This window comes from Alteraurantiacibacter aquimixticola (assembly GCF_004965515.1).
Lineage (GTDB): Bacteria > Pseudomonadota > Alphaproteobacteria > Sphingomonadales > Sphingomonadaceae > Alteraurantiacibacter > Alteraurantiacibacter aquimixticola.
In genome coordinates this window covers 393527-412579 of sequence record NZ_SSHH01000003.1, presented here as the reverse complement: position 1 = coordinate 412579, position 19053 = coordinate 393527, and the positions used below count along the sequence as shown (strand labels likewise).

23 protein-coding genes are annotated in these 19053 nt (G+C 62.8%); 15 read left to right on the top strand and 8 right to left on the bottom strand.

What is annotated here, in order from left to right; all coding sequences use genetic code 11:
• The first annotated feature begins 104 nt into the window (after positions 1–104).
• Genes E5222_RS12900 through asnB form a run of 5 tightly spaced genes read left to right on the top strand, consistent with a single transcriptional unit; the run spans position 105 to position 5133 of the window.
• Positions 105–512 (top strand): hypothetical protein, encoded by a 408-nt coding sequence (locus E5222_RS12900; protein WP_246021765.1) that lies wholly within the window; start codon positions 105–107, stop codon positions 510–512.
• Entirely contained in the window at positions 505–1926 is a 1422-nt protein-coding gene (locus E5222_RS12895; protein WP_136694183.1) for a sodium:solute symporter family transporter, read from the top strand. The genes E5222_RS12900 and E5222_RS12895 overlap by 8 nt, the downstream gene beginning before the upstream one ends.
• Entirely contained in the window at positions 1927–2049 is a 123-nt protein-coding gene (locus tag E5222_RS16840) for a hypothetical protein (protein ID WP_281276777.1), read from the top strand.
• Positions 2046–3137, top strand: coding sequence for an aspartate/ornithine carbamoyltransferase family protein (locus E5222_RS12890; RefSeq protein ID WP_136694182.1), 1092 nt, complete (start codon positions 2046–2048; stop codon positions 3135–3137). Before E5222_RS16840 ends, E5222_RS12890 begins: the two co-directional genes overlap by 4 nt.
• Before the next feature lie 49 nt (positions 3138–3186).
• On the top strand, positions 3187–5133 hold the full coding sequence (gene asnB / locus E5222_RS12885; protein ID WP_136694181.1) for an asparagine synthase (glutamine-hydrolyzing): 1947 nt from the start codon (positions 3187–3189) through the stop codon (positions 5131–5133).
• Positions 5134–5172: 39 nt separating this feature from the next.
• Here the strand turns inward: asnB and E5222_RS12880 are convergent, their stop codons facing one another.
• Together E5222_RS12880 and E5222_RS12875 are read right to left on the bottom strand one after the other, a co-directional pair.
• Positions 5173–6381: a tetratricopeptide repeat protein gene (locus E5222_RS12880; RefSeq protein WP_136694180.1), complete on the bottom strand. Its 1209-nt coding sequence runs from the start codon at positions 6379–6381 to the stop codon at positions 5173–5175.
• 94 nt (positions 6382–6475) lie between these two features.
• Positions 6476–7735 carry a Zn-dependent hydrolase gene (locus E5222_RS12875; RefSeq protein ID WP_211196151.1) on the bottom strand — a complete coding sequence of 420 codons (1260 nt, stop codon included), beginning with the start codon at positions 7733–7735 and terminating at the stop codon, positions 6476–6478.
• 281 nt (positions 7736–8016) lie between these two features.
• On the opposite strand from E5222_RS12875, the gene E5222_RS12870 reads away from it, so the two are divergent.
• From E5222_RS12870 to dhaK, 4 genes are read left to right on the top strand one after another with little or no spacing between them, the layout of a single operon-like run.
• Positions 8017–8904: a class II fructose-bisphosphate aldolase gene (locus tag E5222_RS12870; RefSeq protein WP_136694178.1), complete on the top strand. Its 888-nt coding sequence runs from the start codon at positions 8017–8019 to the stop codon at positions 8902–8904.
• A gap of 16 nt (positions 8905–8920) precedes the next feature.
• A complete protein-coding gene (locus tag E5222_RS12865; RefSeq protein ID WP_136694177.1) occupies positions 8921–9646 on the top strand; it encodes an HAD-IA family hydrolase in 726 nt (241 codons plus the stop codon).
• A 21-nt stretch (positions 9647–9667) separates the two neighbouring features.
• Positions 9668–10330, top strand: a complete 663-nt coding sequence (gene dhaL, locus E5222_RS12860; protein WP_136694176.1) for a dihydroxyacetone kinase subunit DhaL — start codon at positions 9668–9670, stop codon at positions 10328–10330.
• Between the two features lie 41 nt (positions 10331–10371).
• Complete coding sequence (gene dhaK, locus E5222_RS12855; protein ID WP_136694175.1) at positions 10372–11364, top strand: dihydroxyacetone kinase subunit DhaK; 993 nt, start codon at positions 10372–10374, stop codon at positions 11362–11364.
• 77 nt (positions 11365–11441) lie between these two features.
• Here the strand turns inward: dhaK and E5222_RS12850 are convergent, their stop codons facing one another.
• Both E5222_RS12850 and E5222_RS12845 read right to left on the bottom strand, forming a co-directional pair.
• Complete coding sequence (locus tag E5222_RS12850) at positions 11442–12029, bottom strand: hypothetical protein (RefSeq protein ID WP_136694174.1); 588 nt, start codon at positions 12027–12029, stop codon at positions 11442–11444.
• Positions 12026–12511: an RNA polymerase sigma factor gene (locus E5222_RS12845; protein ID WP_136694173.1), complete on the bottom strand. Its 486-nt coding sequence runs from the start codon at positions 12509–12511 to the stop codon at positions 12026–12028. The genes E5222_RS12850 and E5222_RS12845 overlap by 4 nt, the downstream gene beginning before the upstream one ends.
• Positions 12512–12634: 123 nt before the next feature.
• Between E5222_RS12845 and E5222_RS12840 the strand changes: the two genes are divergently transcribed.
• Complete coding sequence (locus E5222_RS12840) at positions 12635–12880, top strand: hypothetical protein (RefSeq protein ID WP_136694172.1); 246 nt, start codon at positions 12635–12637, stop codon at positions 12878–12880.
• A gap of 242 nt (positions 12881–13122) precedes the next feature.
• On the opposite strand, the gene E5222_RS12835 is transcribed toward E5222_RS12840, so the two are convergent.
• Together E5222_RS12835 and E5222_RS12830 are read right to left on the bottom strand one after the other, a co-directional pair.
• The gene (locus E5222_RS12835; RefSeq protein WP_136694171.1) at positions 13123–13509 is read right to left on the bottom strand and encodes a DUF302 domain-containing protein; all 387 of its coding nucleotides are present in this window, start codon (positions 13507–13509) and stop codon (positions 13123–13125) included.
• Between the two features lie 11 nt (positions 13510–13520).
• A complete protein-coding gene (locus E5222_RS12830; protein ID WP_136694170.1) occupies positions 13521–14477 on the bottom strand; it encodes a TauD/TfdA dioxygenase family protein in 957 nt (318 codons plus the stop codon).
• A 101-nt stretch (positions 14478–14578) separates the two neighbouring features.
• Between E5222_RS12830 and E5222_RS12825 the strand changes: the two genes are divergently transcribed.
• The 5 genes from E5222_RS12825 (at position 14579) to E5222_RS12805 (ending at position 17788) form a co-directional block, all read left to right on the top strand.
• Positions 14579–14899, top strand: a complete 321-nt coding sequence (locus E5222_RS12825) for an I78 family peptidase inhibitor (RefSeq protein ID WP_136694169.1) — start codon at positions 14579–14581, stop codon at positions 14897–14899.
• Positions 14892–15314: a Rid family hydrolase gene (locus tag E5222_RS12820; RefSeq protein WP_246021764.1), complete on the top strand. Its 423-nt coding sequence runs from the start codon at positions 14892–14894 to the stop codon at positions 15312–15314. Before E5222_RS12825 ends, E5222_RS12820 begins: the two co-directional genes overlap by 8 nt.
• Complete coding sequence (locus E5222_RS12815; protein ID WP_136694168.1) at positions 15311–15880, top strand: hypothetical protein; 570 nt, start codon at positions 15311–15313, stop codon at positions 15878–15880. The genes E5222_RS12820 and E5222_RS12815 overlap by 4 nt, the downstream gene beginning before the upstream one ends.
• A complete protein-coding gene (locus E5222_RS12810; RefSeq protein ID WP_136694167.1) occupies positions 15877–16926 on the top strand; it encodes an enoyl-CoA hydratase/isomerase family protein in 1050 nt (349 codons plus the stop codon). Before E5222_RS12815 ends, E5222_RS12810 begins: the two co-directional genes overlap by 4 nt.
• 79 nt (positions 16927–17005) lie before the next feature.
• Entirely contained in the window at positions 17006–17788 is a 783-nt protein-coding gene (locus tag E5222_RS12805; protein ID WP_136694166.1) for a sulfite exporter TauE/SafE family protein, read from the top strand.
• Here the strand turns inward: E5222_RS12805 and E5222_RS12800 are convergent.
• The gene (locus E5222_RS12800; RefSeq protein WP_136694165.1) at positions 17785–18588 is read right to left on the bottom strand and encodes a fructosamine kinase family protein; all 804 of its coding nucleotides are present in this window, start codon (positions 18586–18588) and stop codon (positions 17785–17787) included. The genes E5222_RS12805 and E5222_RS12800 overlap by 4 nt on opposite strands.
• Positions 18585–19046, bottom strand: coding sequence for a low molecular weight protein-tyrosine-phosphatase (locus E5222_RS12795; RefSeq protein ID WP_136694164.1), 462 nt, complete (start codon positions 19044–19046; stop codon positions 18585–18587). Before E5222_RS12795 ends, E5222_RS12800 begins: the two co-directional genes overlap by 4 nt.
• Positions 19047–19053 lie beyond the last annotated feature (7 nt).

The window sequence follows — 19053 nt, the reverse complement described above, 5'->3', positions numbered from 1 at the left end:
GCCGGCATTACAGGCAAGGCACGATTTCCTTTTCCAAAGAGAATATCGCCCCGAGGTCCCCTCGCCCTTTCCCTGATCGCGCTCCGGACAGATCCGCTGTCCGATTGCTCGTCGCGCTGATCTCGCTGGCCGCGGCCTTGCTGCTCCCTGCCGCTCCCGCCGCCGCATCTGCGCCGGAATGGGCGGATGGCGGTGCGCTGGCGAGCGATACGGGGCATGTCCTGCTGGAGTGGCAAGCGAGCGAACCGGTGACGCTGTCGATCGCGCGAGAGGCGAATTTCTCCGATGCGCGCGAGCTCTATGAAGGCACGGCGAGCTCCTATTTCCTCTCCGGCCTCAGCGACGGCGAGTATCACCTGCGCTTGCAAGCCGCGGGCGGCAAGCTTTCCGAACCCGCCGTGTTGACCGTCGCCCACCAGTCGCTGGCACAGGCGCTGTGGCTGACGCTGATCGGCCTCATCATCACCGCTGGCATTATCGCCACGATCTGGCGGGGAGCGCGCAATGACTGAGGACAGCGTCCTTCTCGACCCGTCGACCGGTTACCTGCTGCTGGCGATCTTCAGCGTGCTGTGGATCGGCCTCGGCTTCTATTGGGGCCGCCGCAACAAGAGCTTCGAGGATCATGCGCTGGCCGGCCGCAATGTCGGACTCGCGCTCGGCTCCGCCACCGCGGCGGCGACATGGATCACTTCCAACACCACCATGCTCGCGCCGCAATTCGCGCTGGAGCTCGGCATATGGGGGATGATCGCCTACTCGATGGCGGCTTTCGGCCTCATCCTCTTCGCGCCGCTGGCCAAGCGCATCCGCACGCTGATGCCCAATGGCTATACCAGCGGCGACTTCTTCCGCTTGCGCTATGGCCGCACGGCCTGGGGCATCTTCATGCTCTTCACGCTGTTCTATTCGCTGACATGGCTCGTCAGCATGGCGATGGCGGGCGGCATATTGCTCGAGGCGCTGGCGGGCATCGACTATGTCTGGGGCATGACGGTGATCCTTGCCGTCTGCGTGATCTACACGATGCGCGGCGGCCTTGGCGCGGTTATCGGGACCGACTTCATCCAGAGCCTGATCATCATCGTCGGCATCGTCGTGGTGGGCTTTGCCGTGCTGCAGAATGTCAGCGTGGACGAGATCCATGCGAACCTCACCGCGACCAAGCCGGAACTGGTGCATGTGCTGTTCCCCGCCGCGCTGATGGCGATCTTCAACAATCTCCTCTTCGGCCTGGGCGAGGTGTTCCACAACAATGTGTGGTGGAGCCGCGCCTTCGCTTTCCGGGAGGGCGTTGGCAGCAAGGCTTTCCTGATCGGCGGGCTGGTATGGTTCCCGATCCCGATCGCCGCCGGCTTCATCGCGCTGGCTTCGGGTGCGCTCAATGTCGCGGTGCCCAGCCCCGACATGGTGGGCCCGCTGGTAATCGCCAATGTGCTGGGCGAAGTGGGCGCGGTCGCGATCTTCATCATCGTGTTCTGCTCGCTCGCCTCCTCGATCGATAGCCTGCTGGCCGCGACCAGCGATCTCATTACCGAGGACATCTATCGCCGCCTGTTGAAGCCCGCCGCGGATCCGGCGACGCTGAAGAAGGTCGCGCAATGGATCACGCTGGCGCTGGGCGTGGGCACATGGGCGGTCTGTGTGCCGCGTGTGGGAACCTTGGCCTCGGTCCTGTTTTTTGCAGGTCCGCTGGTCGGTGCTATGATCTGGCCGATCGTCACCGGCCTCTACTGGAGGCGCGCCTCGAGCGTGGGTGCGATCGGGGGGATGCTGCTGGGCGGCGGCGTGGGCCTTATCAGCTATTTTACGATCGGCTGGTTCGTGGCGAGCACGATAGGCACGGCCGTTTCCATGGTCTGGGTGCTGGGCGCGGCCTGGCTCTCGAAAGACCGCTTTGACTGGAACCTCCTCAAAGAGGACTGAATGACCTTTTCATCCGGATTCCTGACCCTCCTCGTCTACGGCTCGCTCGTCTGGTGCGCGATTTCCGCGCTCGGCCTTGCGGCAATGCTCATCAAGGATCTCCTGCGCGGGGAAAGCTGGTGACCATACCCGCATCGAAGGTCGCAGAGGACCGCGAGGCCAGCCGCCTGCGCGCGCCCATCGGCAATTGCCCCAATCCCGAAGGCTTGTTGCAATATGAGCCGCGCCTCAGGATCGACGTGCTCGACCGGCTGCGCAATGCCTCGGTCCTGTCAGCGGCGCAGTTCGACAAGGACTTGTTGTGCGAGATTTCCAAGCTCTCGGCCTATCTCCAGCTGCGCAAATACAAGGTGAACCGCGCGCTGGAAGACAAGATCATGGCCGCCGCCTTTTTCGAGCCGAGCACGCGCACGCGGCTGAGCTTCGAAAGCGCCATGTTGTCCGTCGGCGGCAACACCATCTCGGTCGCCGATGCCAAGACCACGGGCGTCGCCAAGGGTGAAAGCCTGCAGGACATCGGGCAGATGTTCAATTCCTATGCCGATGTGGTGGTTGTCCGCCATACCGAGCAGCTGGCGGTGGCCGAACTCTCCGAATATCTCCGCATACCGATGATCAATGGCGGCAACGGGTCGGACGAACATCCCACGCAAGCGCTGGCGGACTGGTACGCGCTGCTCAAATGGCGGCCGGAGATCGCCTTCGGCAACATCCCCGACAAGTTCAAGCTGAACATCGGGATCATCGGCACGCCGGGGAACATGCGCACGGTGAAAAGCTTCCTGCAGCTCGCCCTGCTGTTCCATGAGAACATCAACCACATCACCATCTTTTCCGAGATGGCGGACCCGCTCGGCGATGGTTTGCGCGAACTGTGCGATGCCAGCCCGATCGGCATCAATTTCAGCCGCGATTTGCAGGGCAGCCTCGAATATCTCGACGTCATCTATATGAACGCCATCGCCTTCCTGGGTGATGGATACCGCTTCTATTCGGAAGACTTCCAGCTCAATGCCGACAGCAAGCTGAAGCATGATACGGTGATCCTGCACCCGCTGGCACGTGGAGAGGAACTGTCGACCGATCTCGATCGTACGCAGCATAACCTCTACTTCAACCAGGCCGATGGCGCGGTCTGGGTGCGCCAGGCGCTGCTGCTGGCGATATTCGACAGGGTGCGCAACTCGGTGCCCGACAATTTGCTGATCTGACCAGTGTCCAGGCCAAGCGCCGGGGCATGCAGAAGGAATACGAAACGACATGTGCGGAATTGCCGGGGTGTGGAGCCCCAGGAACCATCACGCCGATACCGATGCCATCGTCAAGGCGATGGCCGACAAGATGTACCATCGCGGTCCCGATGGCTGGGGCAGCCATGTCGATCCCGCCAACGGCCTCGCCATGGTGCACACCCGGCTGTCGATCATCGGCCTCAATGCCGGCGACCAGCCGATCTTCGGGCGGGAGGATGACGCGACCGACGGCTTCGTGATGACCGTGAATGGCGAGTTCTACGGCTACAAGCAGCTGCGCGGCATCCTGCGCACCGACGGATACCAGTTCAACACCAAGTCGGATTCCGAGATCGCGCTCAAGCTGTTCCACAAGCACGGCTTCGACTTCATGGAGCATTTGCGCGGCGAATTCGCCTTTGCGATCTTCGATGAAAAGCGCCAGCGCATGATCCTGGTGCGCGACCGGTTCGGCATCCGCCCGCTCTTCTACCACGTCAGCGACAAGGGCTTTTTCTGGGGCAGCGAGATGAAGGCGATGCTCGCCCATCCCGATGTCCCCCGCGAAGTCTGCCCCAAGGCGCAGCTGCACCAGATGATGCAGGTGATGGTCCCCGGCATGACGCTGTTCGAAGGCATCCATGCGCTGAAACCGGGCCACATGCTGGTGGTGCAGAAGACCGATGACGGCTTCGACGTTGAAGAAAAGCGCTATTGGGATGCCGAATTCCCGCTCGACGGCGAGCATGACGATCTGCCCGACGAGGAGCATATCGAGAATGTGCGCCAGGCGCTGGTCGAAAGCGTTGCCCTGCGGCTGGAGGCCGATGTGCCCGTCGCCTGCTACCTCTCGGGCGGGATAGACAGCTGCTCGATCATCGGCATGGCCGCGGCGATCCAGCAATCGCCGGTCAAGGCCTTCACCATCAGCTTCGACGATGACCGCTATGACGAGGCGCATATCGCCACCGAAATGGCGGAGAAGGCGGGCGCCGACCAGGATATCCTCAAGCTCAAGGCCGTCGATCTCTACGGCAAGAATTTCGAGGATGCGGTCTTCTATTCCGAACGCACCTTCTACAACACGCTCGGCGTCGCCAAGATGCTGATGAGCCGCCATGTCCGCGATGTCGGCTACAAAGTCGTGATCACCGGCGAGGGGTCGGACGAGCTGTTCGGCGGCTATGCCCAGTTCAAGGCCGACTATTTCCTCCACGATCCCGCCTATGCCGAAACCTCAGCGGGCGCGGATATGAAGGAGCGGAACAAGATCTTCGCCGGCTCCGTGCTCGCCGAACAGCAGATCAGCCACCCTGCCTTCGAGGAAGTGATGGGCTTCACCCCCTCATGGATCCAGCCCTGGATGCTGGTGCTCGAACGCGTGAAGCCGCTGCTGTCGGACGAGTTCAAGGCGAAGCTCGGCGATTACGATCCGATCGCAGCCATCGCCTATTCGCTCGACCGCTCGATGCTCGACGGGCGCCACGTGCTCGACAAGGTGCAGTATAGCTGGATCAAGACCATGCTCGAAGGCCAGATCCTCAACTGGGGCGGCGACCGGGTGGACATGGCCAACAGCCTCGAAAGCCGCCCGGCCTTCCTCGACCACCACGTGGCCGAACTCGCCATGCGCATCCCCCCGCATGTCCGCATCCGCGACGGGATCGAGAAATGGGTGGTGCGCGAGGCGATGAAGCACGTCCTCCCAGAAGTGCTCTACAAGCGCGAGAAATTCGCCTTCATGGCCCCGCCCGCCCATACGGACGAAGCCAAGACCGTCGAGATCAACAAGCTGATCGACAAGTGGCTGTCATCCGAGGAAATCGCCGAACACGGCATCTTCGACGAAGCGAAACTGCGCCAGTCCATCGAAGACTACCGCAAGAGCGACGACCACGCTCAGAACACGCGGAAGGATATTATCCTAAACCACGCGATTGCATTGCACGCGATCGATGAGTTGATTGGGGCCTGAGCCGGTGAAGGGCTCACCAATCGATATTTTTACCGGGAATCAGGGACTCTCAGTGACACGTACAAGCCTTGGCTTCTCGATTTCCATGATCAGGTCATCGTCACGTGCCGCCAGATCACGCTGGCCATTTTCCCAGTAGATTTCCGCGCGCATATGTAGCGAAAACGTGTCATCGGATTGAATGGCGAGGGCATCATTGAGGAATTCAATCGCACTCTCATCGTCATCTCGATTGGTGGCCAGTATAGCCCGGCCCCGCAGGACGACTATCCACCCTGGGCTGTCCTTGGCCACGCGTGAGAAGTCCTTCTCGGCGACATCGGCATTGCCCATCCATGCATGGGCTATCCCTCTATTGGCCAATGCATAAGGGTGATCAGGATCACGCTCGAAGAGAGTTGTGAAGTCACCTATGGCTTTTTCAAACTGGCCTGTGTCGAGGAAGGCGTTACCCCGTTCGATATATGCATCGTCGAAATCCGGGTTGATGGCGAGCGACGCATTCAGGTCATCGATTGCTGAGGGCAAATTGCCAAGTCGCGAGTGGATCAACGCACGATTATACAGCGTGTAAGAGTCTTGCGGCTCCAATTCCAAAGCGGCGGAATAATCATCGAGAGCAGACATACTCTCTTGCAGCCTATGATTTACGCGCCCTCGTGCGGCAAGAAGCTCCGCTCGCCCATCCTGATCGAGGTTGTTCTCTGCGAGCATCAAGCTGCAGGTTTCCAACATCTCGCTTAGCGCCTGTTCACCAACATCGTCATCGCAGCGCTGCCTGGTATGGTCGTCAAATACGAAAAGAGACGTAGCCAGAAAAGCGATGCCAACCGACGCATTCCAAGCAAGCGATGCCCAATATTTGAGCGGTTGTGACGCCTTGTTGTAAGTTGCAGAAACTCCCCGGATCAACGGCTCCGTAGTGCCACTACGCCAATCGGCAAGGGCTCTTCCCACGGCTGCACTGCCCACCAGACCAAGCAAAGCAGGCACAAAGAAGTCCGACTGAGCAAACTCACTTGCGTGGGGCGTAAAGATGAAAACTGCGAGGGAAACCACTCCTGCGAGAATGGCGAGACTACGGTAGAACAGATTGTCGGACCGCCAGCTCAGGTCCTCGGGCGGTGCCGTGATCTCACGCCTTGAAGGGTCATGAGCGATATGCATCCACACGTAGTGCGCATGCGCCCAACCAAATATGGCGAGTGCGGCAAGGATCCAAAACTGCGGGGAAAGAAAATCCAGCACGCACGCAACGTGTTTCAATTTCCGCGCGCGGGCAAGTATTGAGCCAAGATCGGCGGTTTTCGGTTCAGGCGATGTCTGTGAGGCCGCAGAAGTCCTACTCAGCCGCCTCCGCCACCGGCGCCTGCTCGCACGCCAGGTCCAGCACGCATTCGAACAGTAGCTGCGCGCCGCGTTCGATGTCGGACCAGTGGGTCCATTCGTCAGGCGCGTGGCTGACTCCGTTTACGCTGGGGACGAAAATCAGGCCGGCGCGTGTGTGGTTGCAGAAGAACTGCACATCATGGCCTGCGCCCGAGGGCATGAGCTTGGAGGAGTAGCCCAGCTCCTTCGCCTTGCCGTCGATCAGCTGCACCAGCCCCTCGTCGCAATAGGCGGGCTTGAGCCAGCTCATCTCCTCATATTCGAATTTCAGCTTGTGCTTGCGGGCGATGCTGGAAAGCACGCGGCGGCAGGCATTGGCGAGGCCGCGCATCACTTCCTCGTCAAGGTCGCGGCCGACGATTGTGAAATCGGCTTCTCCCGGAACGGTATGCGGGAAGCCGGGTTTCAGGGCGACATGGCCGATGGTGATGCGGCTCTTGTCGGTCCCCTCCTCGTCGATGATGCGCTGGATCTCATGCGCGAAATCGGCAATGCCCATGAAGGCGTCCGATCGCATGTCCATCGGCGCGGTGCCGGCATGGTCGGCCTTGCCGATCAGGCGGCAGTTCCACTTGAAGACGCCGGAGATCCCCTCGACCACGCCGATAGTGACCTTCTCGGTATCGAGCACCGGGCCCTGCTCAACATGCAGTTCGAGGAAGGCCTTGATCTCCTCCGGACGGCGATAGGCGTGGAGCGCACCATGGGGATCGAGCCCCGCTTCGGCCATCGCGTCCTTCAGGAGGTTGCCATGTTCGTCCGCTGCCGTGTCGAGCCATTCGCGGGTTACGCGACCAGTCAGCGCCTGCGCGCCCAGCATGCCGCCGAAGCGCCCCTCCTCCTCGCTGGTGGCGATGATCTCGATCGCATATTCGGGCACGATCGCAGCCTCGGCCATGGTGCGGACCACTTCCATGCCCGCGACGACGCCCAGCACTCCGTCGAAGATGCCACCCGCCGGAACGGAATCGAGATGCGAGCCGATCACCACGGCCGGACCTTCCTCCGGGCCATAGCGGCCGATGACATTGCCCGCACCGTCCATCCGGGCCGCCATGCCCAGCGCCTCGAACTCACCCATCAGCCACTGGCGCGCGGCCATATCCGCCTTGGTGAAGCCCTGGCGATAGACGCCATTGCTGCCCTCCTCCTGTCCGAAGCGGGCGATGGCGAGAATGTCCTTCTCGATACGGTCGATGGTGATTTCGGGCACGCTCTCTCCTGACATTCTGGCGCCGAGAACCCTAGTCAATTCAAGGCGGTCAGGGCAAGGGCAGGCTCCGCGGCACCGAAAGCCCGTTCATACGTTCTGAAATGGGCCAGATGTCCCTGCAGGCGACATATCGCTGCGCCAAGCGGACAGAATCATCCGGAATTGCCGAAAGAGGCGTTTAGACGGGTGGCGGCAGGGCGTAAGTCTGGCTAAGGAGCCGAGTCGAAAGGCCACTACGCTGGGGAGCTTGGGCGGGCCTTAGGATCAAAAGGAGCTTATTCATGCCGCTGGTAAACATGAAACCGTTGCTGCGCCATGCCATGGACAATGGCTATGCCGTCGCTGCCTTCAACCTCGTCGACTACAACACCGTCAAGGGGATGGTGAAAGCTGCCGAGGGCCTCAACGCCCCCGTCATCTGCCAGACCAGCTCCAAGACCATCGATTATTACAGCCACGAGGAAATCGTCAGCTGGGTGCGCACCTGCGCCGAAAACTCACCGGTTCCGGTGGTGCTGCATCTCGACCATTGCAAGGACATCGCAATGATCGAGAAATGCGCCCAGACCGGCTGGACCTCGATCATGATCGACGCGTCGGAATTCCCGTTCGAGGAAAACCTCGAAATGTCGAAGCGCGTGCGTGACATTGCAGAGAAGTACAATGTCGGCATGGAAGCCGAGCTTGGCCAGATCATGGGCGTGGAAGACGACATGGTAGTGGCAGAGGAAGACAGCGTCCTCACCGATCCCGAAGACGCCAAGAAGTTCTGCGACGCGCTCGACCTGTCGGCATTCGCCTGTGCAGTCGGCACCGCGCATGGCTTCTACAAGGGCGAGCCGGTTGTCGATTTCGACCGTATCGAGGCCATCAACAAGGCCACCAACACGCCGATGGCGCTGCATGGCGGCACCGGACTGTCGGACGAGACTTTCGCCAAGGCCATTGCCCGCGGTTCGGCCAAGGTCAATATCTCGACCAACCTCAAGCACGTGTTCGTGAAGAGCGTGGACGAATATCGCCGCGCCAATCCCGACGATTACGAGCCGCTGCGTGTGATCGACGCCCAGTACCAGGCCTGCAAGGACCTGTTCGCCAGCTTCATCGAGAAGTTCGGCGGCAAGGACCAGGCCCCGTCCTTCCTCGAGAGCCTCAAAGAAACGGCCTGAGGGAGCGGACACAGACATGATCAAGGCACTGATTTTCGATTGTGACGGCGTTCTGGTCGATACCGAGCGCGATGCCCACCGCGTGGGCTTCAACCTGGCCTTCAAGGAATTCGGCATCGATGCCGAATGGAGCGTCGAGCTCTATGCAAGGCTCCTCCTGACCGCCGGCGGCAAGGAACGCATGACGGTCTATTTCGAGGAGTTTGGCTGGCCGGAAGCGCTGGTGGCCGAGCACGGCGGCAAGCAGGAGCTGATCGCCGCCCTGCACAAGGAAAAGACCCGCCTGACGTCCGAAATCGTCAAGGACCTGCCGGTTCGCCCTGGCGTACTGCGCATCATCGATGAGGCGATGGAAAAGGGCGTGCGGCTGGGCGTGTGCACCACGTCGAACCCCAAGTTCATCGATGCGGTGCTCGACCTGTTCGGCGCGGAGCGCAAGGCAGCTTTCGAATTCGTCCATGCCGGCGATGTCGTCAGCAAGAAGAAGCCCGATCCGGAAATCTACAACCTTGCCCTCGAAACGCTGGGCCTGCCCGCATCCGATTGCATGGTGGTGGAAGACAGCCGCAACGGCCTGCTCGCCTCGACCGGCGCGGGCATCCCCACGCTGATCACCACCAGCACCTATACTGCGGATGAGGATTTCAGCGAAGCGGCCAAGATCGTGCCCGAGCTGGGCGACAATCCGGTTCTTGTTACAATTGAAGACTTGAACGCGCTCAACGCCGAAGCCACGGCCTAGCGCGTCCATAGGGGAGGAAAGATGTCCACGCTTACCATCGACCAGATCGCCGACGCCATCGACGTCACCTGCGACACGGTGATCCGCAACGAGAAGTATTTCTCCGACCTCGACGGCCTGGCCGGCGACGGTGACTTCGGCACCTCGCTCGCGACCGGCTTCAAGGTCATCAAGGCGGACCTGCCGGCGATCGAGAAGGCGGCCATCGGCGCCATGCTGCTGAAGATCTCGATGATCTGTTCCAAGCATGTCGGCGGATCGTCCGGCCCGATCTGGGGCACCGGCTTCATGAAGGCCGGCATGGCCTCCAAGGACATGGCCGAAGTGACCTACCACCAGCTGACCGACATGGTCGGCGCCGCGCTGGAAGGCATCATGGCACGCGGCGGGGCGAAGCGCGGCGATAAGACGCTGCTCGACGCGCTGATCCCGATCCACGAGAAGATGCAGGAAATGGACGGTTCGGACCTTGGCGCGGTGCTTGCCGCCGTTGCTGCCGAAGCCGACAAGGCGATCGACGAGACGCGCACGCTGGTCGCCCATCGCGGCCGCGCCAGCCAGGTGGGTGAGCGCAGCGCGAACACGCCCGATCCGGGCATCGTGGGCGTCGCCACCATCCTTTACGACTGGTGCAAGCACTACGGCGTGGACTACACCCCCACTGCCGCAGAGCTGAATCGCTGAGCACCAGCCCTTTTTACCTGTTTCACGGAGAGGAATGAGACATGAAGAAGTTCGTCAACAATCCTGAGAATTTCGTTCCGGAATTCATGGCCGGCGTGATCGCCGCCAACCCGGACCTGCTGGAAGCGATGCCCGAATTCCAGCTGATCAAGCGCAAGAACGTGGACGCCAGCAAGGTCGCCATCGTGCAGGGTTCGGGCTCCGGCCACGAACCGGCTCATGTCATGGCCGTTGGCCCGGGCATGCTGACCGCCGCCTGCCAGGGCCCGGTCTTCGCCGCCCCGCCGGTCGATGCCTGCTATGAAACGATCAAGTCGGTCGCGACCGATGCCGGCGTGCTGGTTCTGGTCAACAACTACCAGGGCGACCGCATGGCCTGGGACATGGCCTGCGAAATGGCCGAAGCCGAAGGCATCAAGCTGAAGCAGTTCATCATCAATGATGACGTTGCCGTGCAGGACAGCCTCTACACCGTCGGCCGTCGCGGCGTGGCCGGCAACTTCTTCGTCATGAAGGCTTGCGGCGCGCTGGCCGAAACCGGTGCCGATCTCGACGCGGTCTATGCCATGGCTGAGAAGGTCAACAACAATGTCCGCACCATGGGCCTGGCGCTGACCAGCTGCACCCCGCCGGCAAAGGGTGACCCCATCTTCGACATCGGCGACGATGAAATGGAAGTGGGCGTCGGCATCCACGGCGAACCGGGCCGCGAACGCACCAAGATCAAGCCTGCCGACGAGATCACCGAACTGCTGTTCGAAGCCGTAGCAACCGACCTGCCCTATAATTCGGGCGACCGCGTGGCGCTGATGATCAACGGCCTTGGCGGCACCCCGCCGGCAGAGCTCTATGTGCTCTACAACAAGGCAGCACAGCTGTGCGCCGATCGCGGCCTGACGATCGCGCGCAACTATGTCGGCGAATATTGCACCGCCATCGAAATGGCCGGCTGCTCGCTGACGCTTCTCAAGCTCGATGCCGAGCTGGAGAAGCTGCTCGCGGCCCCGGCGGAAACCGCCTGCCGCATCTTCTGATCCAGCCGATCAGCAAGGCATGAAAAAGGCCCGGCCCTCTCCGCGAGGGCCGGGCCTTTTGCTTTGGGCGGGACGGCTCAACTCTCGTCCGCATCCTGTAACTCGGCCCGCATGGCGCGAACCCCGTCCAGTTCGGCGCGTACTTCGCAATAGCGGCCACGCTGCGCGAACCACATGAAGACTGCCGCACCGCCGATCACCAGCCCGATCAGCATGCCCCTGCCGGGTTCGCTCGCAGCGACGATGTCATAACCGAACATCAGCGCGGAACAGACGGCCAGCAGCACGGCATGCGCCTTCATCCCCTCGGCCAGGCGCAAGCCGATCCTCGCCTGCCGCTCGGCCTGGTCCAGCACTTCGCCCGCTTGCTGCAGATAGGCCTCGCCGTGCATCCGGCGCAGGAAGACGAAATCCGCCAATGCGATCAGCCCGGCGGTCAGAAAAACCACCGCCGCGACGTGGAACAGGAAGTGGCCGGCATTGAAGACCTGCCAGGTAAAAAAGGCCGCAAACGCCCAGAACACGGCCATCTGCCCGAGCCTGTGGGTGCGCTCCTTGCACAGCTTCTGCTCCCCTTCTGCGACGAGGTCGGCATAGGCCTGCAGGTCGGCATCCTGGCTCTGCCAATCGCCTTTAAGGCCATCGAGGAAGTCGTCATCGCTCATGCGAGCATCTCCTTCAGCATCTGCTTGGCGCGATTGATCCGCACGCCGACATTGGATGGCGAGATGTCCAGCGCCTCGGCGATCTCGGCATAGGGCATCTCTTCGAGGTAGAGCGTCACCACCTGCCGATAGGTGAGCGGCAGGCGGCGGACGGCATCGGCCAGCCGGTGCGCCCGCTCACTTGCGATCATCGCGCTTTCGGGCGAGGGTTCCTGCCCCTCCTCCACATCGTCTGCGGCGCTCGCTTCGCCTTTCTTGCGCCCCACCGCCTTCGCCACATGGCTGACCGAACGGTTATGCGCGATGCGATAGACATAGGGCGCCAGCCGCTCCTTCTCGCGCAAAGCGGGCAGCGCCTGATGGATCGCGAGGAGGATTTCCTGAAACAGGTCCTCCTGCAGCATCGCATCGGCCTCATAGGATGCAGCAACACGCCGCAGCCCCTGCCCGTAATCGGAAATGATGCGCTCCAGCGTGCTCATTATATCGGGACAGTCCCCCCTCGCCCGGGCTTATTACAAAATCTTTTTTCGCAAAAATCAGTAAGAAACTGCGCGCCCGGTCCGACTGTCTTCACGTCCTCGGTGACGAAAGGAGACATGACGATGACCACGAATTCCAAGACCCGTACCAACAAGCTGGCCCTCATTATTGGCGGGGCCATCATCGCCGCGATCTGGCTGGCGACGTTCGCCGCGCTGGCGCTGATGCAGCCCGATCTCAAAACGCGCATGGTGATCCTGGCCGTGGGCGCCGGGAGCACCGAGCTGGTGCTCTACGCCGGCGCCGCCTGGTTCGGCATCAACATCTTCAACCGCTTCCGCAGCTTCCTGCGCCATCGCGGCGAGTGAACGGGCGCGACCATCTCATCACGCAAAAGCAAGGAACCAAGCCATGAGTATCGTAACCGACCGCCTGTTCTCGTTCATCTGCGCCGTGGCGCTGACGAGCTCGCTGATCCACGCATCCTTCTTCTGGGGAGTGTGACATCGGCAGAGGGGTGCTCCCCTTCCAGCATACGACGCAACGCAAAACGCCCGGCTGCCGAAAAGGGAGCCGGGCGTTTCGTATTGTCCGGTGTGGAACCCGTTTGCTAACCGAGCCTTGCGATGGCCGCTGCCAGCATTCCCCGCACCTCTTCCGCAGCCTTGTGCAGGTCGGGATTGTCGATCGCCTGCATGGAGGCGACCGGGTCGATCGCGGCGACTTCCACCCCGTCGTCCAGCTGCTGGACGATCACGTTGCACGGCAGCATTGTGCCGACCTTGTCTTCCAGCAGCAGCGCCTGATGCGCCAAGTTCGGGTTGCAAGCGCCAAGGATCACATAGGGGCGGAAATCGGCGCCAATCTTCTTCTTCAGCGTCTCGGCAATGTCGATGCGGGTGATCACGCCGAAGCCTTCAGCCTGCAGCGCTTCCTCGGTCCGGGCAATGGCATCGGCCATGCCGCCATCCACGCGCGTTGCGATGTAATAGGTCATGCCGGAGGGCCCTACCGCCCCGCGTCGCGCGCCGAGTTGATGTCCACCGCCTTGGGCGTCACCGCGAACAGCGCGGTCAGCGGATCGTCGCCCATGTCCAGCGTATGCGGTTCGGTGCCTTCGCGCACGGTGGTGCGGCGCATGTCGCGCTTGTGGGCGGTGTAGTCGTACTCGCCGCCGCGATGCATGGTGCAGAGGTTGTCCCAGATCACCATGTCGCCGGGGTTCCACGCCACCTTGAAGGTGTATTTGTCCTGCGTGACATGGGCGATCAGGTCCTCGATCAGCTTGCGCCCCTCGGCCTTGTCCATGCCCTCGATATCCATCGTATGCGCGGCGATGAACAGGCTCTTGCGGCCCGATCCCTTATGCGTGTGGACGATGGGGTGGCGCGCCTTGGGACGCTGGTCGATCTCCTCCTCGGGGATATCGGCACCCGCCTTCTTGCGGCTCCACCACAGCGAATTGATGCCGATCTTGTCCTCGATCAGGTCCTTGGTTTCCTGCGGCAAATCGTCATAGGCGGTGCGCGCATCGGCAAACCAGGTCTCCCCGCCCACGCCCGCCGGCGGGGTGATGTGTGCGAGGAGCAGCGAATAGGATGTGCGCTTGTCGAGGAAGGCGCTGTCCGTGTGCCACAGCCTGTCGCCCTTGCGATATTCGACCGCCGCCGGATCCTTGGTGATTTCGCCTTCGAGGTTCAGGTTCGACGCATCGAACAGCTCACGGAAAGGCAGGCGCATCTTGGCACCCTCGCGCTTGGGGACACGCTCCAGATAGCCGAAATTGCGGCTGAATTCGACATGCTGCTCGTCATTCATGCCGGTGTTGCGCCACACGGTGACGCCGTATTTGTCCATCGCATCGGTCACCTGCTTCACCTCTTCGGGCGACAGCGGACGGGTCAGGTCCAGGCCTGAACATTCGGCCCCGAAATTGGGCAGGATGGGTTCGACTTTGAGCGCCATGATTCTCTCCACTCTCCTGGCGAAGGCGCTCCATCAGCGGAGCCGCCCCGTGCTTGCACACCTCCTAGCGATTTGCTGCGCCGCGCGCTAGGAGTGGCTGCATGAGAAGGATGCTCCCCGGCGGCATGGCCGCTATCGCCCCCGCAATACTCTCGCTGGCGGCCTGCGCCACACTGCCCGATCAAGGCGATGGCGAGCTGCGAGCACGCCCGCCGCAGGGCGAATGCGATGCCTCCGGCGTGCAGGACCTGGTGGAAGAGCGCGCCACTGCGGAGGTCGGACAGCGCCTGCTCGAAAAGACGGGCGCCACACGGCTGCGCTGGGTCCCGCCGCGCACTGCGGTGACGATGGATTTCCGGCCGGACCGGCTGACCGTCGCCTATAACGACGACATGATGATCGAGAGGATTTCCTGTGGCTGATCCCGCCAACGCCAACGGCCCCAATGACGGCCGCCAGCGCATCCCGCCGCTTTCCCCGTTCGAAGAGCAGGCGAAGTTCACCCGCGCGATCCGCGTGGGAGAGCGGATCATCGTCTCCGGCAATATCGGGGTGGAGGCGGATGGCAGCGTCTCCCCCGATGCCGGGCGGCAGGCGGAACGCTGCTTCGAACAGATCATCGACTATATCCAGCAGCTGGGCGGCCAGTCGGGCGACCTGGTGCGCGTGCGCATGTTCGTGACCGATATCGCCGATGCCGAGGTGGTCACCGCAGCCTTCACCAAGTTCTGCGGCCATGCCCGCCCCACCGGCACGCTGGTCGCCATCGTGGCGCTGGCCGGTCCCGCCTTCAAGGTGGAGATCGAAGCCGAAGCCATCGTCGGCGCGGGACAATGAGAGCAGCGCAGCTGGCTGGTTGCTCGCTGGCGGCCTGCAGTGCACTGACGGCCTGTGCGATGGCGGATCGCATTCCCGATCCTATGACCGTAAATGGGCATGTGCTGGGCAAGGCGGAAGATTTCGCAACCCGTGGCCCGGCCACCGTCTGCATGGAGGGGATGCGGGTCACAGTGGCAGAAGGCGAAACAGCCTATCTAGAGTATCTCGGGATTCACAATGGGCGACTGCGATTGGTTCTGGCCAATGATTCTGCCTTGATCTTGGCACACGGAGATAGCTGGGCGGATTTGCGTCGGGATGGACAGCAACCGTCATTCCATCACCAAAATGCCGTCTACTTTCAGATCGATTCCACATCAGACTACCAGATATTTCTCACCACCGAGGATGGTGCCCTGCATCGCTCGCCCGTTCTCAATCTGCACGGTTCAGCTCTCAAGGGAACCGGCGAGGACGTCGAGGCGGTCGAGCGTGTCACATTCGGTCAGCCGGACTGGAACGGTTGCGACAAGCGCTTTGGCTATGGGTGGGACGGGATCGTCTATTCGGTGGATGAGGAATGACGGGCGAAATCGTCAAGAGCCGCGAAGGCGAGGTCGGGCGTGTCTCGCTCGCCCGCAAGAACGCGCTCAATGCGCTGACCATGCCCATGTGCGAGGCGATGATCGCGGCGCTGCTTGAGTGGCGCGCCGACCCGGCGGTGAAGGCGGTGATCCTCGACCATGCCGATCAAGTCCGCGGCTTCTGCGCCGGGGGCGATGTCGCCATGGTGCGGCGCGCGGTGCTGGAGGATGGCGGCGCGGCAGGGCGCGTCTTCTTCATGACCGAATACCGCCTCAACCACTTGCTGTTCACTTTTCCCAAGCCGGTGATCGCCTTCATGGACGGGGTGACCATGGGCGGCGGTGTGGGCCTCGCCATGCCCGCCGTGATCCGCGTGGCGACGGAGAATACCCTCTTCGCGATGCCCGAAGGCGCGATCGGCCTCTTCCCCGATGTTGGCGCCGGATATTATCTGCCGCGCCTGCCGGGACAGATCGGCAAGTTCCTGGCATTGACGGGCGCGCGGCTGGACGGGGCGGAGTGCCTGTGGGCGGGGATTGCCACCCATTATTGCGCCAGCGACGATCTTGCCGAGGCGAAGGAGCTGATCGCGAAGGAACCCGGCGCGGCGGAGGAGATATTGCGCGATCTCGCCTCCCCCGCGCCCGCCGCGCGGCTCGCCGGCAATGCCGCGCTGATCAACTCGCTTTTCGCACCCGACACGCTGGAGGGCATCATTGCCGCGCTCGAGGCCGATGACGGCAAATGGGCGGGCAAGGAGCTTAAGGCGGTCACCAGCAAGTGCCCGACCACGGCCAAGGTCGCGCTGCGGCAATTCGTCAGTGCTCCCGGCACGTTCGCCGAGGAAATGGCGCGCGAATATGCCCTCGCCGCGCGGATGATCGCACGGCATGACTTTGTCGAAGGCGTGCGCGCGGTGCTGGTGGACAAGGATGGAAAGCCGAAATGGAAGCCCGCCCACGCCGAGGCGGTGACTGAAGAGATGCTCGATGCAATCTTCGCACCGCTCCCCGCCGGGGAGGCATGGACGCCGCTGGAGGCGTGACCGCCGCAATTGTCCCATTGGCGGGCTGAAAGAAAAACTCGTCCGGCATGGGCGCTGCGGCTGGTATGAGGCCCGCAGGATGGACCTTGCCTATTCCCTTGCCGGCGCCTTCGTGGGCTTCCTCGTCGGGCTGACCGGTGTCGGCGGCGGCTCGCTCATGGCGCCCATCCTGATCATCCTGTTCGGCTTCAACCCCGCCGTCGCGATCGGCACCGACCTGTGGTTCGCCGCGATCACCAAGAGCATCGGCGGCACGATCCATCACAAGCTCGGTTCGCCGGACTGGCAGGTAGTGCGCCGCCTGGCCCTTGGCAGCCTGCCCGCAGCCGCGCTGACGGTGCTGTGGCTGGCGCATAGTCATGAGGGTCGGCTGGAATCGGACCTGCTGATGCAGCTGCTGGGAGCCATGCTGCTGCTTACCGCCGTGCTGATGCTCGCAAAACCGCGCCTCACCGCACCCTTGCGCAAGTTCGCCGATCGGATGAATCCCGAAATGCGGAAGCGGCAGGCGCTCGCCACCATGGCGGCAGGCGCGCTGGTCGGCGTACTGGTCACGCTCACCTCGGTCGGCGCGGGGGCGCTGGTGGCGGTGATGCTGGCGCTGCTCTACCCGTTGCGGCTGGGCGCGAAGACCATCGTCGGCACCGATATCATCCATGCCGTGCCGCTGACCCTTGTTGCCGCCATCGGCCATAGCTGGCTGGGCAATGTCGATATCTGGCTGCTGGCCAGCCTGCTCATCGGCTCGATCCCCGGCATCGTCGCCGGATCGCTGGTGGCGGGCAAGGTGAATGACGGGCTGGTGCGCTGGGCGCTGGCGGCGATGCTGGCGGTCTCCGCCGTCAAGATGATGGCGAGCTAGGCGCCGAGCGCATCGAGCGCGCGCTCCACCGGCGCGCGATAGCTTTCACCGAACAGGCGCAGATGGACGAGCAGCGGCCAGAGGCGATAGGCGGGCAGCCGCTCGCGCCATCCTTCCTCCAATTCGCAGCCCTCGAAGAACTCCTCTGGCGGATGGTCGAACAGCGTCAGCATGGCGATATCGACTTCGCGATGGCCGATATAGCATGCCGGATCGATCAGCGCGGCGACGCGGCCTTTCGCAAAGAGGATATTGCCGCCCCACAGGTCCCCATGCAGCAGGCTGGCGGGAGGTGTTGCGGGCAGGATGTCGCCCATGCGCCCTGCCAGTGCCTCCAGCCGCGCGGCGGTGACGGGGCCGAGATATTTCGCGTGACAAGCGATGCGGTGCTCGCCCCAGAATGTCGACCAATTGTCCGAGCGTGCATTGGCAATCGCGACTTCCGCGAAATGGTAGTCGGCATCCCAGCCATAGGGCTCCTCACGCGGCGCATGCAGCTTGGCGAGCACGCGGGCGAGGTCCTGCCAGCCGCCGTCCCCCGCACCGCCTTCACTCTCCACGAACGCCATCAGCAGCAAATCGTCGGCACAATGCAAGACTTCGGGCACCGGCGCGCCCGCCTCCGCCAAGGCCGCCAGCATCGCGCTTTCGACCGGCACATCGCCGCCCTGCTTGGCGACGATCACGCGGCCATCGGCAAGGTCGAGCCGTGTCGCCCCGCCCAGCGATCCGCCCGACAGCCGCTTGCTGCCCGTCACGGCAGAGCCGGTGATCGCGGCAATGGTCTCCGCCCAGCTCACAAGCGAGCCAGTCGCCCGGCAATATGGCCTGCCGCCTCGCGGGCATCGGCCCAGGCTTTCGCGAAGCCTTCCGGCCCGCCGTAATAGGGATCGGCCACCGCCTCCCCCTCGCGGCCCGGGATCATATCGAGCAGCAGCGCCAGTTCGGCAGTCGCATCATGCGGGGCGAGCAATTGCAGGTCGGCCAGATTGTCGTGATCCATGGCAAAGATATGGGTGAAGGCGTGGAAGTCCTCACGCGCCACCTGCCGCGCGCGCTGCCCGGCGATATCCACGCCATGCTGCGCGGCGATTTCCTGAGAGCGCGGATCGGGCGGCTTGCCGACATGCCAGTGGCCGGTCCCGGCGGAATCGATCTCCACCGTCAGCCCCGCCTCCTCCGCCGCATGTCGAAAGGCGGCCTCGGCCAGCGGCGAACGGCAGATATTGCCGAGGCAGACGAACAATACGCGCGTCATGCCGGTC

Excerpts from the sequence above, each read along its gene's own strand:
- E5222_RS12835 (WP_136694171.1), bottom strand. The coding sequence starts at position 13,509 with ATGACCTATTACATCGCAACGCGCGTGGATGGCGGCATGGCCGATGCC.
- E5222_RS12795 (WP_136694164.1), bottom strand. The coding sequence starts at position 19,046 with ATGACGCGCGTATTGTTCGTCTGCCTCGGCAATATCTGCCGTTCGCCG.
- E5222_RS12815 (WP_136694168.1), top strand. The coding sequence starts at position 15,311 with ATGAGAGCAGCGCAGCTGGCTGGTTGCTCGCTGGCGGCCTGCAGTGCA.
- E5222_RS12810 (WP_136694167.1), top strand. The coding sequence starts at position 15,877 with ATGACGGGCGAAATCGTCAAGAGCCGCGAAGGCGAGGTCGGGCGTGTC.
- E5222_RS12850 (WP_136694174.1), bottom strand. The coding sequence starts at position 12,029 with ATGAGCGATGACGACTTCCTCGATGGCCTTAAAGGCGATTGGCAGAGC.
- E5222_RS12845 (WP_136694173.1), bottom strand. The coding sequence starts at position 12,511 with ATGAGCACGCTGGAGCGCATCATTTCCGATTACGGGCAGGGGCTGCGG.
- E5222_RS12825 (WP_136694169.1), top strand. The coding sequence starts at position 14,579 with ATGAGAAGGATGCTCCCCGGCGGCATGGCCGCTATCGCCCCCGCAATA.
- dhaK (WP_136694175.1), top strand. The coding sequence starts at position 10,372 with ATGAAGAAGTTCGTCAACAATCCTGAGAATTTCGTTCCGGAATTCATG.
- asnB (WP_136694181.1), top strand. The coding sequence starts at position 3,187 with ATGTGCGGAATTGCCGGGGTGTGGAGCCCCAGGAACCATCACGCCGAT.
- E5222_RS12895 (WP_136694183.1), top strand. The coding sequence starts at position 505 with ATGACTGAGGACAGCGTCCTTCTCGACCCGTCGACCGGTTACCTGCTG.
- E5222_RS12805 (WP_136694166.1), top strand. The coding sequence starts at position 17,006 with ATGGACCTTGCCTATTCCCTTGCCGGCGCCTTCGTGGGCTTCCTCGTC.
- dhaL (WP_136694176.1), top strand. The coding sequence starts at position 9,668 with ATGTCCACGCTTACCATCGACCAGATCGCCGACGCCATCGACGTCACC.
- E5222_RS12830 (WP_136694170.1), bottom strand. The coding sequence starts at position 14,477 with ATGGCGCTCAAAGTCGAACCCATCCTGCCCAATTTCGGGGCCGAATGT.
- E5222_RS12870 (WP_136694178.1), top strand. The coding sequence starts at position 8,017 with ATGCCGCTGGTAAACATGAAACCGTTGCTGCGCCATGCCATGGACAAT.
- E5222_RS16840 (WP_281276777.1), top strand. The coding sequence starts at position 1,927 with ATGACCTTTTCATCCGGATTCCTGACCCTCCTCGTCTACGGCTCGCTC.
- E5222_RS12840 (WP_136694172.1), top strand. The coding sequence starts at position 12,635 with ATGACCACGAATTCCAAGACCCGTACCAACAAGCTGGCCCTCATTATT.
- E5222_RS12865 (WP_136694177.1), top strand. The coding sequence starts at position 8,921 with ATGATCAAGGCACTGATTTTCGATTGTGACGGCGTTCTGGTCGATACC.